This is a genomic window from Clostridium sp. (assembly GCF_026168755.1).
Taxonomy (GTDB): Bacteria; Bacillota; Clostridia; order Clostridiales; family Clostridiaceae; genus Clostridium.
In genome coordinates, this window is the sequence record NZ_JAPFDR010000054.1 from 1 (window position 1) to 15,867 (window position 15,867).

At 29.2% G+C, this 15,867-nt stretch carries 14 protein-coding genes; 7 read left to right on the forward strand and 7 right to left on the reverse strand.

What is annotated here, in order from left to right; all coding sequences use genetic code 11:
• Positions 1–565: 565 nt before the first annotated feature.
• From gyrA to dnaA, 7 genes are all read right to left on the reverse strand, one after another.
• Positions 566–3,112 (reverse strand): DNA gyrase subunit A, encoded by a 2,547-nt coding sequence (gene gyrA, locus Q0Y03_RS13445; protein WP_297714324.1) that lies wholly within the window; start codon positions 3,110–3,112, stop codon positions 566–568.
• A gap of 34 nt (positions 3,113–3,146) precedes the next feature.
• Complete coding sequence (gene gyrB, locus Q0Y03_RS13450) at positions 3,147–5,063, reverse strand: DNA topoisomerase (ATP-hydrolyzing) subunit B (RefSeq protein WP_297714325.1); 1,917 nt, start codon at positions 5,061–5,063, stop codon at positions 3,147–3,149.
• 52 nt (positions 5,064–5,115) lie between these two features.
• The gene (gene remB / locus Q0Y03_RS13455; RefSeq protein ID WP_133015125.1) at positions 5,116–5,376 is read right to left on the reverse strand and encodes an extracellular matrix regulator RemB; all 261 of its coding nucleotides are present in this window, start codon (positions 5,374–5,376) and stop codon (positions 5,116–5,118) included.
• A gap of 13 nt (positions 5,377–5,389) precedes the next feature.
• Positions 5,390–6,475 (reverse strand): DNA replication/repair protein RecF, encoded by a 1,086-nt coding sequence (gene recF, locus Q0Y03_RS13460; RefSeq protein WP_297714326.1) that lies wholly within the window; start codon positions 6,473–6,475, stop codon positions 5,390–5,392.
• Between the two features lie 66 nt (positions 6,476–6,541).
• Positions 6,542–6,748: an RNA-binding S4 domain-containing protein gene (locus tag Q0Y03_RS13465; RefSeq protein WP_297714327.1), complete on the reverse strand. Its 207-nt coding sequence runs from the start codon at positions 6,746–6,748 to the stop codon at positions 6,542–6,544.
• A 45-nt stretch (positions 6,749–6,793) separates the two neighbouring features.
• Positions 6,794–7,894 carry a DNA polymerase III subunit beta gene (dnaN, locus tag Q0Y03_RS13470; protein WP_297714328.1) on the reverse strand — a complete coding sequence of 367 codons (1,101 nt, stop codon included), beginning with the start codon at positions 7,892–7,894 and terminating at the stop codon, positions 6,794–6,796.
• Between the two features lie 271 nt (positions 7,895–8,165).
• Positions 8,166–9,524, reverse strand: coding sequence for a chromosomal replication initiator protein DnaA (dnaA, locus tag Q0Y03_RS13475; protein WP_297714329.1), 1,359 nt, complete (start codon positions 9,522–9,524; stop codon positions 8,166–8,168).
• Between the two features lie 523 nt (positions 9,525–10,047).
• Here dnaA and rpmH point away from each other — a divergent pair.
• The 7 genes from rpmH to mnmG all read left to right on the forward strand — a co-directional run bounded on the left by rpmH (position 10,048) and on the right by mnmG (position 15,739).
• Positions 10,048–10,182, forward strand: coding sequence for a 50S ribosomal protein L34 (rpmH, locus tag Q0Y03_RS13480; RefSeq protein ID WP_032116814.1), 135 nt, complete (start codon positions 10,048–10,050; stop codon positions 10,180–10,182).
• 64 nt (positions 10,183–10,246) lie between these two features.
• Positions 10,247–10,600 (forward strand): ribonuclease P protein component, encoded by a 354-nt coding sequence (gene rnpA, locus Q0Y03_RS13485; protein WP_297714330.1) that lies wholly within the window; start codon positions 10,247–10,249, stop codon positions 10,598–10,600.
• Complete coding sequence (gene yidD / locus Q0Y03_RS13490) at positions 10,597–10,809, forward strand: membrane protein insertion efficiency factor YidD (protein WP_133015131.1); 213 nt, start codon at positions 10,597–10,599, stop codon at positions 10,807–10,809. The genes rnpA and yidD overlap by 4 nt, the downstream gene beginning before the upstream one ends.
• Positions 10,810–10,821: 12 nt before the next feature.
• Positions 10,822–11,589: a membrane protein insertase YidC gene (gene yidC, locus Q0Y03_RS13495; RefSeq protein WP_297714331.1), complete on the forward strand. Its 768-nt coding sequence runs from the start codon at positions 10,822–10,824 to the stop codon at positions 11,587–11,589.
• A gap of 30 nt (positions 11,590–11,619) precedes the next feature.
• Entirely contained in the window at positions 11,620–12,243 is a 624-nt protein-coding gene (jag, locus tag Q0Y03_RS13500; RefSeq protein WP_297714332.1) for an RNA-binding cell elongation regulator Jag/EloR, read from the forward strand.
• A gap of 220 nt (positions 12,244–12,463) precedes the next feature.
• Complete coding sequence (gene mnmE, locus Q0Y03_RS13505) at positions 12,464–13,843, forward strand: tRNA uridine-5-carboxymethylaminomethyl(34) synthesis GTPase MnmE (RefSeq protein ID WP_297714333.1); 1,380 nt, start codon at positions 12,464–12,466, stop codon at positions 13,841–13,843.
• 9 nt (positions 13,844–13,852) lie between these two features.
• Positions 13,853–15,739 carry a tRNA uridine-5-carboxymethylaminomethyl(34) synthesis enzyme MnmG gene (gene mnmG, locus Q0Y03_RS13510; RefSeq protein WP_297714335.1) on the forward strand — a complete coding sequence of 629 codons (1,887 nt, stop codon included), beginning with the start codon at positions 13,853–13,855 and terminating at the stop codon, positions 15,737–15,739.
• The last annotated feature ends 128 nt before the right edge of the window (positions 15,740–15,867 follow it).

Below are 15,867 nucleotides of genomic sequence, written 5' to 3' on the forward strand. Positions count from 1 at the left end.
CGTCCTGAGCCAGGATCAAACTCTCACTAAAAAGTTTAATCATTTGCTCAAATTACTTTGAGTCTTTGTTTTAAGACTCTCAAAAGAATTGCTGGTTTACTTTAACTATATTCTGTTCAATTTTCAAAGACCATTTACTCCGTCGCACCGAAGCGACTTCTTTATCTTATCATCACTCTTTGCTACTGTCAACAACTTTTTTAAAAGTTTTTTTGACGTTTCGCTCAAGCAACGAAACTTATCTTATCACTTAATTTCTAACATGTCAACTTTTTTTATGTTGCTTTTCTGTTAGTCATCAGCGACGTGTTTTATCTTATCATGTAACTATAATTTATTTTTAACTCATTTTATATTTATATTAATTTATTTTTATTATTCTCTCTTTTTCTACTTATTTCTTTATTTTTCTATTATTGATACACTAGGATAAGAGTACTTATATATTAACTCTTAAATACTATTTTTACACTAATTTAAATATAAAAAGTGGCAAGCCACTAAATACTTAATAGTATTCATAACTTGCCACATGATATTAATCTTTTAAATAAAAGTGTCTATATTATTGTTCTGAATCTTCTTTTTGAATCTCTTCAACTAATCTATCTAAGCTAGTATCTTTATTATCTAAATCACTTTCATTATCTACACAAGCTTCTAATGTTAATTGTTCCTCATCATCATTATCGCCAGTACCAGTTATTTTAGCAATAGCTACTACCTTTTCCTCTTCTGAAGTTCTCATTAACGTAACGCCCATTGCAGATCTACTAGTTACTGAAATATCAGAAACATTTATTCTTATAGCTATACCACTAGTATTTATAAGCATTAATTCATCTTCTGGACTACAAACAGTTGCTCCAACAACTTTACCAGTCTTTTCACTTATCTTATAAGTAATAAGACCTACTCCACCTCTATTTTGTCTCTTATATTCAGTTAATGGTGTTCTCTTACCAAATCCATTTTCACTTATAACTAATAAATCTTCATTATCTGAAGCTATATCCATACAAACAGCTACATCTTCATCTCTTAAGTTCATTGACTTAACTCCTGATGCTGTTCTTCCCATAGGTCTTACATCTTGTTCATTGAACTTAATTGCATTACCATCTTGAGAAACTATTATTATATCAGCATCTCCTCTTGTTACCTTAACTTTAAGAAGTTCATCTCCCTCCCTTAAGTTAATAGCAATAAGCCCACTCTTTCTTAAGTTCTTAAATTCTGATAATGGAGTTTTCTTAACTAAACCTTGTTTAGTTGCCATGAATAAGTATCCATCTACAATATTGTCCCTAACAGTTAATACTGTTTCTATTCTTTCATCTTGTTCTATTTGAATAAGATTTATTATATTAGTACCCTTAGCTGTTCTTCCTGCTTCAGGTATTTCATATGCTCTCTTTTTATATACTCTACCTCTATTAGTAAAGAATAATACATCCGAATGAGTTGAAGTTACTAAAACATGTTCAACGAAATCATCTTCTTTCGTAGACATTGCCTGTATTCCTCTTCCCCCTCTTCTTTGAGCAGAATATGTATCAGCTGATATTCTCTTGACATATCCTGTATGAGTTAGAGTTATAACAGTTTCTTCTTCTTGAATTAAATCTTCAATATCAATATCATTTACAACTTTCTCTATTTGAGTTCTTCTTTCATCGTTATATCTAGATTTTATTTCAAGTAATTCCTCTTTAATTACCCCTAATAACAATTCTTCACTTGAAAGAATTGAATTTAAATAATCAATAAGTTTCATTAACTCTGCATATTCTTCTTCAATCTTATCTCTTTCTAATCCTGTTAATCTTCTTAATCTCATTTCTAAAATAGCAATTGCTTGCTTTTCAGATAATCCAAATCTTTCAATTAACGTATTCTTAGCTATTTCTCCAGTTTTTGAACCTCTAATAATACTTATCACTTCATCAATATTATCTAAAGCAATTCTTAAACCTTCTAATATGTGAGCTCTTACTTGTGCTTTTTCAAGTTCAAATATTGTTCTTCTAGTTACAACTTCTTTTTGGAAAGTTATATAATGACTTAATATTTGCTTTAGGTTTAATATATGTGGCTCATTATTAACTAAAGCTAACATGATTACTCCAAATGTATCCTGCATTTTTGTATGCTTAAATAATAAATTTAATACAACATTAGGATTCGCATCTTTCTTTAGTTCTATTACTATTCTCATACCTTCTCTGTCAGATTCATCTCTTAAATCAGATATCCCAACAATTTTCTTATCTTTAACTAAGTCAGCAATATTTTCAATAAGCTTAGCTTTATTAACTTGGTATGGAATTTCAGTAACTACGATTCTATGTCTTCCATTTTCTTCTTCTATATCAGTTTTAGCTCTAACTACAACTTTACCTTTACCAGTTTCATAAGCAGCTCTTATGCCTGATTTACCCATTACTATTCCACCTGTTGGGAAATCAGGGCCCTTTATACATGTCATAAGTTCTAATCCAGTAGCCTCTGGATTATCTATTAACATTATTGTTCCATCAATAACTTCACCTAAATTATGTGGTGGGATATTAGTTGCCATACCAACAGCAATACCTGATGATCCGTTAACTAAAAGGTTTGGATATCTTGATGGTAATACTCTAGGTTCTTGTTCTTCACCATCAAAGTTTGGCATAAAATCTACAGTATTTTTATTTATATCTCTAAGCATTTCTACTGCTATCTTATTCATCTTTGCTTCTGTATATCTCATTGCAGCTGCACTATCACCATCAACAGAACCAAAGTTTCCGTGACCATCAACAAGCATATATCTCATTGAGAAATCCTGAGCCATTCTTACTAATGCGTCATAAACAGATGTATCACCATGTGGATGATATTTACCTAAAACTTCACCAACTATTCTGGCACATTTTCTGTATCCTTTGTTTGGTTCTAAGCCTAATTCTTGCATTGCATAAAGAATTCTTCTATGAACTGGTTTAAGACCATCTCTTACATCTGGAAGAGCACGCCCAACGATTACGCTCATTGCGTAATCGATATAGCATTGTTTCATTTCTTTATTTATATCTACATGTATAAATTTTCCCTCATTTAAGTTCATGCACTCACCTCAACTAATACTAAATATCTTAGTACTAAATATCTAAATTGCTTATTTTTTTAGCATTCTTTTGAATGAATTCTCTTCTTGGTTCAACTTTATCGCCCATTAAAATAGTAAATATTTCATCTGCAGCAATTGCATCACTTACAGTTGCTTTTTTAAGAATTCTATGTTCTGGGTCCATAGTTGTATCCCATAATTGATTTGCATTCATTTCTCCAAGCCCTTTGTATCTTTGAATATTTATTGAACTATCTTTTCCACCAAAATCTTCTAAGATTTTCTCAAGTTCAGGTTCTGTATATGCATACTCTTCGCGTTTACCTTTGCTAACTTTAAATAATGGTGGTTGTGCTATAAATACATGACCTTCATCAATTAATGGTCTCATATATCTATAAAAGAATGTTAATAATAATGTTCTTATATGAGCTCCATCGACGTCGGCATCTGTCATGATTATTATTCTATTGTATCTTAACTTTTCAACATCAAAATCTTTACCTATTCCTGCACCAAAAGCAGTAACCATTGATCTTATGGAATCAGCATTAAGTATTCTATCAAGTCTTTGTTTTTCAACGTTAAGTATTTTACCTCTTAGTGGTAATATAGCTTGGAATTTTCTATCTCTTCCTTGCTTTGCAGAACCTCCCGCTGAATCCCCTTCGACTATATAAATTTCACATTCAGCAGGATCCTTAGATGAACAATCTGCAAGTTTTCCTGGAAGTGTTGATCTCTCAAGTACTGATTTTCTTGTAAGCTCTCTAGCTTTTCTAGCTGCATCTCTAGCTCTAGCAGCCATTAACGCTTTATCTATTATGATTTTTCCAACTGCAGGATTTTCTTCTAAGAAAACACTTACTCCTTCAGCAACAATTGAATCAACAACACCTCTAACTTCTGAATTTCCTAACTTAGTTTTAGTTTGACCTTCAAATTGAGGTTCTGAAATCTTAACTGATACAACAGCTGTAAGTCCTTCTCTAGCATCATCACCTGAAAGGTTCTTGTCATTATCTTTTATATGACCAAATCTCTTAGCATAATCATTTATTGCTCTAGTTAAAGCACTCTTAAATCCGGCTAAGTGAGTTCCACCTTCAATTGTATCTATATTATTTGCAAAAGAATATAAGTTTTCATTATATCCATCATTATATTGAAGTGCAATTTCAGCTATTATTCCATCTTTTTCTCCTTCAACATAAATAGGTGATTCATGTAGTACTTCTTTATTTCTATTTAAGTAAGAAACAAATTCTTTTATACCACCTTCATAATGATATTTCTCAACTCTTTCTTCCTCTTCTCTCTTATCTATTAAAGTTATAGCTATACCCTTATTAAGGAATGCTAATTCTCGTAATCTACTTGATAATACTTCAAAGTCAAATACAGTATCTTCAAATATTTCATGATCTGGTTTAAATAATACTTTAGTTCCATGCTCATCTGATTCACCAATTTTAGTTAAATCACACAATACATTTCCTCTTGAGTATTTTTGTTGCCATATAAAACCTTCTCTTTTTACAGTAACCTCACAATACTCAGATAATGCATTAACAACAGATGCACCAACTCCATGAAGACCACCAGATACCTTGTATCCTCCGCCTCCAAATTTACCACCAGCATGTAATACAGTCATTATTACTTCTACTGTTGCCTTGCCCATTTTTGGATGTATACCAACTGGCATACCTCTACCATCGTCTATTACAGTAATTGAATTATCCTCATTTATTGTAACTTCTATGTTTTTACAAAATCCAGCTAAAGCTTCATCAATACTATTATCTACTATTTCGTACACTAAATGATGAAGTCCTCTAGAGCTAGTGCTCCCTATGTACATTCCCGGTCTTTTTCTAACAGCTTCTAAACCTTCTAAAACCTGAATCTGACTTTCATCATAACTTTGCTTATTCTCTTCCAACATAAACTCCTCCTTATATTTTTGTTTTCTTAACTCTGAAGGCTAAATATTGGACTTAAGGATTATAATCAATATTTGTTCTCTTAGTTAAAGTAGATGATGAAATAGGCGATAAATACACCTTACTCATTTTATTAACTTCTGCTATAACAAATGATTTAGGACTTTCCTTTGAAATCTTTTCAACAAATCCGTCTTCTTCAGCCATTCTTAAAAATGATATTGTATCTGAACTATACATTGATGTTTGTAAATCAAAAATACCAATTACATCCTTTATTGGTACTACTACGTTTTCTCCTAAATGTAAAAACATAAGATCTCCTCCCTTAGTTTAGGATTTCTCCATCCTTAACTTTAAAAACTTTAGATTTATCATCTAAATACTCATACAAATCCTCTATTCCAGTACATGTAATAATAGTTTGTATATCTCCAATTGTGCTTAAAATATATCTTTTTCTACTAAAATCCAATTCCGATAATACATCGTCTAAAAGTAATACTGGATGTTCTCCTGTAAGCTCCTTTATTATTTTCAATGATGAAAATTTAATAGTTAAAACTGCAGTTCTTTGTTGTCCTTGAGATCCATAACTTTTAGTATCAATATCATTTATTAAAACAGTAAAATCATCTCTATGTGGACCTATAGAGGTAATTCCTCTTTCACAATCTCTACTTCTATTTTTTTCTAAAAGCGAATAGAAATTTTCTTTTATGTTTTCTAAATCTTTAATAGTGCTAATATACTTAAATTCAATTTTCTCTTTGCCTGAAGTTATATCAGAATGAATTTTAGTAGAGTATTTATTTAACTTTTGAATATATTCTAACCTATCTATTATTATATTATATCCAAATTCCACCAATTGCATATCATAAATATCTAAAATATCTTTATTTATATTTCTATTTCGTAATATACTATTTCTTTCATTCAAAACTTTATTGTACTGAACAAGATTATAATAGTATTTAGGATTTAATTGGCATAACTCCATATCAATGAATTTTCTTCTTACACCGGGAGAATCTTTAATTATTTTTAAATCTTCCGGAGAAAACATTACAACATTAAAATTTCCAAATAGTTCTCCTATTTTTTTTATTTTAATCTTATTTATTTGTATTGCTTTTTTTCCGTCCTTAAGAATGCTTATATCTATTCTCTTGTCTAATCTCTCTCTACCAACTGTAACACTTAATAATGCATTATCAGAGTTCCAATTGATAAGTTCTCTATCTTTTGACGTTCTATGAGATCTTGCAAAAGCACAATAGTATATGCCCTCTAATATATTAGTTTTTCCTTGGGCATTATCTCCCATAAAAACATTAACATGTGGACCTAAACTTATATCCAATACATTATAATTTCTATAATTCAGCATTTGCAATCTTTTAATAAACATCTTAAACACCTTTAATTATAACATATTAAATTTAATAAGGATAATCACTCTGGAAAAAATAGTTTTTTAAACTACCTTGTAGCTTTCTCCATTAAATTCAACTATGTCACCTTTATATAATTTTTTCCCTCTTTGTATACAAATTTGACCATTAACTTTTACAAGCTCATCTAAAATATACATTTTAGCTTCTGATCCTAGTGAAGCTGCTCCGGAAAATTTTAAAAACGAATCTAATTTTATAAATTCTGTACTTATTTCTATTTCATTCATAACACTTTTCTTGTATATTCATTCAAATTTTATACAAGATTCCTCCTATCTAACTAGTCTAACAGGTAAAACTAGATATTTAGCATTATTGCTATTTTTTCCCTTTATTACACATGGACTAACACTTGATGTCATCTCTATAACTACATCTTCTTCTTCCATATTCTTAAGAACATCTAATAAATATCTTGAATTAAATGCAATTTGAACTTCGTTTCCTTGCAGATTTATACTAACTTCTTCTCTAACTTTTCCCAATTGAGAATTGGAAGTTATAACTAAAGTATCTTCTTGAACATCTAATCTTATTAAATTACTATTTCCATCTTTAGCCATTAGTGATGCTCTTTCAATACCTTGTTGAAGTTCTTGTTTTTTAACATTAACTAATAATTTATATTCTTGAGGTAAAAGAGAAATATAGTTAACAAATTTACCATCTAATAATCTTGAAATAATTTTTGTATTATTAATATTAAATAATATATGATTGTTTGTGAATGTAATTTTTACAATATCAGTATTATCCTCTAATATTTTTGAAACTTCATTTAAAGTTTTTCCAGGAATAACAACTTCAATGTTATCATCTACATCTAATAATTCACTTCTAACAGCTAATCTATATCCATCTAATGCAACTAAATTTAATTCTTTATTTTTTACCTCAAAAAGTATACCTTGTAATATTGGTCTAGCTTCATCTTGAGCTATTGCAAATGATGTACCTTTTATCATATTTTTTAATAAGTTTTGAGGAACTTCAACGCTAAGATCTTCATTTATACTTGGTAATGCAGGATAATCACTAGGATTCATGAAAACTAAGTTAAATACTGACTTTTCACATGTAATTTGTATTAAATCATTTTCTGCTATTTCTATTTTTACATCAGAATTTGGTAGCTTTCTGATAATTTCAGAAAAAATCTTTGAATCAATAACAATGCTACCTTCCTTAATAACATCAGCTTCAACTTTTGTTTCTATACTTACATCCATATCGGAACCAATAAGAGTTAAACCTTCTTTATTGGCTTCTATATATATACCTTCTAATACAGGCATTGTTGTTTTTCCTGTAATTGCTTTAGTTACTATAGAAATACCTTCTTGTAATTTTTGTTTTGAGCATATTATGTTCATAATTTTACCTCCTAAGTTATACACAGTTATTAACATTGAACTATGCAATATAATAAGATAAATATAATAAATAAATATAATAATAGTAGTAGTAAGGGATGTGGATTTGTGGATAAGTACTTACAGCTCTTATATTTCAACAAAATGCATGTAAAAAATACTGTGGATAAGTCGGTAACAAATTGATAGTCTTATCCACAGTATCCACACTGAAACACTAAAAAATGACTTATCCACAAAGTATTCACTAGTTATTATGTACAATTGTTGATTATTTTTGTGTTAGCTTTTTTGTTATATCGTTTATGGTATGTTCTAAGCTTTCGTCATTATTTAGAGTTTCTGATATTTTTTCATAAGCATGTATAACAGTTGTATGATCACGTCCCCCAAACTCCTCACCAATTTTAGGGAGTGACATGTCTGTAAGCTTTCTGCTTAAGTACATAGCTATCTGCCTAGGATATGCTACATTTCTAGTTCTTCTCTGTGATTTTAGGTCTTCAACTCTTAAATTAAAATAAGCAGCGACTACGTCTTGAATTAGATCAATAGTGATGCTTTTATTTTGTTTATTTGAAATTATGTCTTTTAAAGCTTCTGTAGCTAAATCCACAGTTATTTCTCTGTTTGTTAATGAGGAATAAGCAACTATTCTGATTAATGCTCCTTCAAGCTCTCTAATATTAGATTTAATTTTTGTTGCTATATATACCATTACTTCATTAGGTACATTTAGTTTTTCTACATCTGCCTTTTTCTTTAAAATAGCCATCCTTGTTTCAAAATCAGGAGCTTGAATATCAGCAATAAGACCCCATTCAAATCTAGAACGTAATCTATCTTCTAAAGTTGGAATTTCTTTAGGTGGTCTATCTGATGATAGAATTATTTGTTTATTTGCTTCATGTAGAGTATTAAAAGTATGGAAGAATTCCTCTTGAGTTCGCTCTTTTCCTGCAATAAATTGAATATCATCTATTAACAGAATGTCTACGCTTCTATATTTAGTTCTGAACTCTTCATTCTTATCATCTTTAATAGCATTTATTAATTCGTTTGTGAATTTTTCTGATGAGACATACACAACTTTAGCATTTGGATTATTTTGAAGTATATAATGTCCAATAGCATGCATTAAGTGTGTTTTACCTAATCCTACGCCTCCATAGATAAAAAGAGGATTATAAGCTTTAGCTGGAGATTCAGCAACAGCAAGAGATGCAGCATGAGCAAATCTATTACTATTACCTATAACAAAAGAATCAAAAGTATACTTAGGATTTAATGTACTAGACATTTCATCATTAACTGTAACAGCTATATTATCCTTAGTATTTTCCTTTTCTTTTTTTTCTTTCTCTTCAGCTTCTTGTATTTCAGAAGCGATTAAAAACTCTAAATTATAAGTTTTAGAGCAAGCTGCTTCTATTGAATTTATAACTAAATCCTTATATCTTTTTTCCAATATATCTTGAGTGAAGGAATTAGGGACACTGATTTTTATTGTATTGGCTGATATGCATAGTGGCTCGCAGCTTTTAATCCAAGTGTTAAAACTAACCTCAGTTAACTCGCCTTTTATTATATTCAGGGTTTTTTCCCATAGTTCTTTAAGCTCAGTCTCCATTTTACTATCCTCCAAAAAAAGAAATTTTAAAAAATTATAAACAAGATATCAACAGAATTATTAACAAAAAAATCATTCTGTTGACAAAGTTGAAAAAATTAATAACATATTAACATTTTATGTAGATAATATAATCATGATATAGTTATCCACAGTTTTTGATATTATTAATCTAAATATTATTAACAGCTAATAAAAGCCCTATTTCTGACAAAAATATATAAAAAACTAAATAAATATTAAGAAAAATTGAACAAGTTATACACAGATTAATCCACAGTTGTGGATAAGTTAAGTTATTCACATATTTATTAACACTTACACTTAATAATATCATAAATCAATATGGGTTATCAATAAGTTATCCACAAATTTTAAACTGTGAATAACTTTATCAACAATTTTATGTAATTTAATTAATATTGACAGTAAAAAGGTAAATATATATAATAATAAAGTAAATTTAATTTGAGAAGTATAGTTTTTACTATAAAATAAATCACTCAAAGGGGGTGTATTTCGAATGTTCATGACATACCAACCAAAAAAGAGACAAAGAAAAAAAGAACATGGTTTCAGAAAAAGAATGAGCACTGCTTCAGGAAGAACTGTTCTTAAGAGAAGAAGACAAAAAGGTAGAAAAAAATTAACAGCATAAGGGCCGCACTTTGTGGCCTTTTTTCTGCAAATGCAGGAATTTTAAGGAGAATTTATTAAAACTTATGATATATAAATTAAGAAAAAATACTGAATTTAGACTTGTCTACAGAAGAGGGAAGTCTTATGCTAATAATTTGTTAGTTTTATATGTTTTCAAAAATAAGAAAAATATAAATGATGAAAATTTACCATATAATAAGGTAGGTATTTCAGTAAGTAAGAAAGTTGGAAATAGCGTAGTTAGAAGTAGAAGTAAAAGACTTATATATGAAAGCTATAGATTAAATATAAAAGATATTAAATCAGGATATGATTTTGTTTTTGTAGCTAGAAGCGCTATAAATGAAAAAAAATATAGCGATGTAGAAGCTGCTATGATAAACTTATTTAAAAAGGCAGGAATATATTTGCAATGAAAAAATTGCTTTTAACAATTATAAAGTTATATCAAAAATATTATTCTCCTATGCGTCCAAGAAGATGTATATTTGTACCTACATGTTCTCAGTATGCAGTTGAAGCCATCACTAAATATGGGGCTTTAAAGGGAGGATTTTTATCTATAAAGAGGATTTTAAGGTGTAATCCTTTTAACAAAAACGGGGGATATGATCCGGTAAAATAAGGAGGCTATAGAATGTGGAATGCGATAGTAGATGTAATGACGAAGATGTTTGAGGCTTTACATAGTTTAATTATAGCATTAGGGGTACCAGAAAAGGCAGAAGGGGTTTCATATGTATTAGCAATCATATTATTTACAGCGATAATTAGATTATTAATATTACCTCTTAATATTAAATCAACAAAATCAAATGCAAAAATGCAAGAAATTCAACCAGAGATGAAGAAACTTCAAGCAAAGTATGCAAATGATCCACAGAAGTTACAATTAGAAACTTCTAAATTAATGAAAGAAAATAATGTTAGTATGTTTGGGGGATGTTTACCTGCATTATTACCTTTACCAATATTATTTGCTTTATATGGAGTGTTTAGAAATATAACAGCTACGCCAGGAGCTGATACATCATTCTTATTCATTCCAGATATTTTTGCTCCGCCAAGTGGATTTGGATTTGTTTCAATTATATTAGCAATATTATCTGCATTAAGTACTTATATACCATCATTATTATTGAGCAAATCAATGCCTCAACAAGAAGGCGGAATGAATATGAGTACTATGAACATAGTTATGTCAGGTATGATGGGATTTATGTCACTTCAATTCCAACCAATATTAGTAATTTATTGGATAACTGGTGGAATAATTCAATTAATACAAACATATTTATTGAATTATTTACCAGCAATGAAAAAGAAAAAAATTGAAGAAGAAAAAGCAGCACAATCTAAAATTGAAAAAGCTAAAAAATCTACACCAAAAACTAAAAAGAGATAATTATCATATTTTCTAGGTGGTGAATAGGGTATGAAAACAATTGAAATGACTGGTAAAACAGTAGAAGAAGCTTTAAAACATGCATTAGATGAGTTAAAGTTAACTAAAGATAAAGTTGATGTTGAAGTAATTGATGAGGGGAGTAAGGGATTATTTAACTTAATTGGTATAAAACCTGCTAAAGTTAAAGTTACTGCAAAACCAGACTCTTTAGATGATGCAAAAACATTCTTAGTTAATGTTTTAAATTCTATGAATATAAATGCAGACATCGATATTAAAGAGGAAAATAATATTATTAAGATTAATTTAAAGGGTTCTAAGATGGGATTAGTAATAGGATATAGAGGTGAAACTTTAGATTCGCTTCAATACTTAGTTTCATTAGTAGTTAATAAGAATCATGAAAATCCGTATAAGAAAGTCGTTTTAGATGCAGAAAACTATAGGCACAAAAGAGAGGAAACTTTAATAAATGTAGCTCAAAAGACTGCTTATAAAGTTAAAAAATCTGGAAGACCATATAAGTTAGAACCTATGAATCCTTATGAAAGAAGAATTATTCATTCAGCACTACAAGAATATACTGATATTAACACATATAGTGAAGGTGAAGAACCATTCAGAAGAATAATTATAAGTTTAAAAAAATAATAAGAGAAAGCCTTAATTTAGGCTTTCTCTTATTATTTTTTTAGAATTTTGACTTATATAAAATTGTTTTGTAAAATGAATAATAGCGAAAATAGGGCATAATAATTAAAAAAGAAAATAAGGATAGAATTTAAATATACTTATTAGTAAAAGTATTAATAATAGTGACAACTTTGTAATGTAGAAATTTATCCACTTGTCACTAAAACTGGAGGATAAAATGAAAGAGTTTGATACAATATGTGCGATAGCTACAGCTTTAGGTGAAGGCGGAATTGCAATTATAAGAATATCTGGAGATAAAGCGTTAGATATAGCATCAAAAATATTTAGACCTAAGAGTAATGATGATATAAAAGATATGAAACCATACACAATGAAATATGGTCATATATATGATATAGAAACTAATGAATTAATTGATGAAGTAATAATTAGTTTTATGAAAGGGCCAAGAAGCTTTACAGCAGAAGATACTATAGAAATAAACTGTCATGGTGGTGTAGTATCTACAAATAAGGTTCTAGAGGCTGTAATTAAGGCTGGCGCTAGGCTTGCAGAGCCAGGAGAATTTACTAAAAGAGCATTTTTAAATGGTAGAATAGACTTATCACAGGCTGAAGCTGTTATGGATATAATAACAGCTAAGACAGATTTAGCAATGAAATCTGCTTTAATGCAAAGTACAGGATATTTATCTAGAGAAATTAATAGATTAAGAGAATATATGTTAAATGTATTAGCATTAGTAGAGTTTGCTGTAGATTTTACAGAAGATGATGAAGAGGTAGATCCAAGTATTCCTTTAAAGGTTGGAGAAAGTTTAGAAAAGGCTATAAGTGAAATGAAAGTTCTTTTAAAAAATGCCGATGAAGGAAAACTTATTAGAGAAGGATTAAGTCTTGCTATTGTTGGAAAGCCAAATGTAGGAAAATCATCTTTATTAAATGCTTTATTAAGAGAAAAGAGGGCAATAGTAACTGATATTGCAGGAACTACAAGAGATATAATTGAAGAGTACATAAATTTAGATGGTATTCCAGTTAAAATAATTGATACAGCAGGTATTAGAGAAACTGAGGATGTTGTTGAAAGAATTGGAGTAGAAAGATCTAGAGAAAAAATTCAAGAAGCTGATTTAGTTTTATTAGTTATTGATTCATCAAGAGAGCTAGATGATGAAGATAGAGAGATTATTGAGTCAGTTGGGGATAAAAAATGTATTGTTATATTAAATAAAATAGATTTAGAGTCTAAAATTGATGAAAATATGATAAATAGTTTTGAAAATATAATTAAGGTATCAGCTAAAGAAGAACTTGGATTAAGTGATTTAAAAGAAACAATAAAAGAGTTATTCTTTAGTGGAAAAATTGATACAGAAAGTTTGATAATATCTAATTCAAGACATAAGCAAGCATTATTTAGAGCATTAGAAAATGTAGAAAATGCATTAAATAGAGTAAGAATGAATGAATATTTAGATTTAATATCTATTTTTGTAACTTCATCTTTAAGAGCTTTAAATGAAATTACAGGAGATGAATTAGAAGAAGATTTAGTAAATAAAATATTTGGAGATTTCTGTGTAGGAAAGTAGGAGTAGAAAATGAGATATAATGCAGGAGAATACGACGTAATTGTAGTTGGTGCAGGTCATGCTGGATGTGAAGCAGGGCTGGCTTCATCTAGAATGGGATTAAAGACATTAGTATGTACATTAAATCTTGATGCAATTGGTTTAATGCCTTGTAATCCCAATATAGGAGGTACAGCAAAAGGTCACTTAGTAAGAGAAGTTGACGCATTAGGTGGAGAAATGGGGGTAAATATTGACCATACATTTATTCAATCAAGAATGTTAAATACATCTAAAGGACCAGCAGTGCATTCTTTAAGAGCACAAGCTGATAGAAAAAAATATCAAAATAGAATGAAGAGTGTTCTAGAAAAGCAAGAAAATTTAGAAGTTAGACAATTAGAAGTTATTGATATTGAAGTTGAGGATGGAAAGGTCGTTGGAGCTTTAACTAAAAATGGTGCTTTCTATAAATGTAAAGCTATAGTGTTGACAACAGGTACATATTTAAGAGCAAGAATAATAATTGGAGATGTAACTTATAATAGTGGACCAAATGGATTAGCAGCAGCTAATGAGTTAACACAACATTTAATGGATCTTGGAATAGAAATGAGAAGATTTAAGACTGGAACTCCAGCAAGAATTAACAGAAGATCTGTAGATTTTTCAAAAATGATTGAACAACCTGGAGATAAAAAAATAGTTCCATTTTCATTTATGCATGACAATATAGATAGAGAACAAGTTTCTTGTTGGTTAACTTATACTAATGAAGAAACACACAATATTATAAAGGAAAATATAGATAGATCTCCTATGTATAATGGTAGTATCGAAGGTGTTGGGCCAAGATATTGTCCATCTATAGAAGATAAGGTAATGAAGTTCCCAGATAAAAATAGACATCAAATATTTATAGAACCAGAAGGTGAAGATACATTAGAGATGTATGTTGGGGGAATGTCATCATCATTACCAGAAGATGTTCAAGTAAAGATGTATAGAACATTAGAGGGGTTAGAAAATGTAGAGTTATTAAGAACTGCTTATGCTATAGAATATGATTCAATAGACCCAACTCAATTAAAACCAACCTTAGAATTTAAAACAATAGAAGGTTTATATGGGGCAGGTCAGTTAAATGGTAGTTCTGGATATGAAGAAGCAGCTGCACAGGGAATTGTTGCAGGTATAAATGCTGCATTAAAGATTAAAGGTGAAGAGCCTATGATATTAACACGTTCTGATGCATATGCAGGTGTTTTAATTGATGATTTAGTAACTAAGGGTACTAATGAGCCTTATAGAATGATGACATCTAGAGCGGAATACAGACTATTATTAAGACAAGATAATGCTGACTTTAGATTAACTGAAATAGGAAGAAAAGTTGGTTTAGTAAGTGATGAAAGATATAATAGATTCTTAAATAGAAAATCTAATATAGAAAATGAAGTTGAAAGACTAAAGAATTTACAAATAACTAATAAGAGAGAAAATAATGAATTTTTAGTATCACTTAATTCTACAGAGCTTAAGAAACCAATAAGTATGTATGAATTAATTAAAAGACCAGAATTAGATTACTTCATGTTAGCACCATTAGATTTAGAAAGACCAGGATATACAGATGATATTGTTGAACAAGTTAATATTATAGCTAAATATGAAGGGTATATAGCTAGTCAGCTAGATCAAGTTAAGCAGTTTAAAAAATTTGAGAAAAAGTTATTGCCTGAAAATATAGATTATAGTGATGTAAAAGGTTTAAGGGTAGAGGCAATTCAAAAATTAAGTGCAATAAGACCAGTAAGTATAGGTCAGGCATCAAGAATATCTGGAGTATCTCCAGCGGATATATCAGTTTTATTAATATATTTAGAGCATCAATATAAGAAAAATAAGATAGTGTAAAGTTTCGTATGAAAAAATAGCCTATGGCTAATTTTTAATAATAATTAAAAAATAACGTTGTAATATCAACTAAAATTTAAAAATTGGATATGACAAAAAGACCTTCGGTATCGGAGGCAAAAATAAAA

Bases quoted from the DNA above. Each gene is read 5' to 3' on its own strand.
- Q0Y03_RS13465 (WP_297714327.1), bottom strand. From the start codon at position 6,748: ATGAATGAAATAGAAATAAGTACAGAATTTATAAAATTAGATTCGTTT.
- dnaA (WP_297714329.1), bottom strand. From the start codon at position 9,524: ATGGAGACTGAGCTTAAAGAACTATGGGAAAAAACCCTGAATATAATA.
- yidC (WP_297714331.1), top strand. From the start codon at position 10,822: ATGTGGAATGCGATAGTAGATGTAATGACGAAGATGTTTGAGGCTTTA.
- yidD (WP_133015131.1), top strand. From the start codon at position 10,597: ATGAAAAAATTGCTTTTAACAATTATAAAGTTATATCAAAAATATTAT.
- rpmH (WP_032116814.1), top strand. From the start codon at position 10,048: ATGTTCATGACATACCAACCAAAAAAGAGACAAAGAAAAAAAGAACAT.
- remB (WP_133015125.1), bottom strand. From the start codon at position 5,376: ATGTTTTTACATTTAGGAGAAAACGTAGTAGTACCAATAAAGGATGTA.
- mnmE (WP_297714333.1), top strand. From the start codon at position 12,464: ATGAAAGAGTTTGATACAATATGTGCGATAGCTACAGCTTTAGGTGAA.
- gyrA (WP_297714324.1), bottom strand. From the start codon at position 3,112: ATGAACTTAAATGAGGGAAAATTTATACATGTAGATATAAATAAAGAA.
- jag (WP_297714332.1), top strand. From the start codon at position 11,620: ATGAAAACAATTGAAATGACTGGTAAAACAGTAGAAGAAGCTTTAAAA.
- mnmG (WP_297714335.1), top strand. From the start codon at position 13,853: ATGAGATATAATGCAGGAGAATACGACGTAATTGTAGTTGGTGCAGGT.
- dnaN (WP_297714328.1), bottom strand. From the start codon at position 7,894: ATGAACATAATATGCTCAAAACAAAAATTACAAGAAGGTATTTCTATA.
- gyrB (WP_297714325.1), bottom strand. From the start codon at position 5,063: ATGTTGGAAGAGAATAAGCAAAGTTATGATGAAAGTCAGATTCAGGTT.
- rnpA (WP_297714330.1), top strand. From the start codon at position 10,247: ATGATATATAAATTAAGAAAAAATACTGAATTTAGACTTGTCTACAGA.
- recF (WP_297714326.1), bottom strand. From the start codon at position 6,475: ATGTTTATTAAAAGATTGCAAATGCTGAATTATAGAAATTATAATGTA.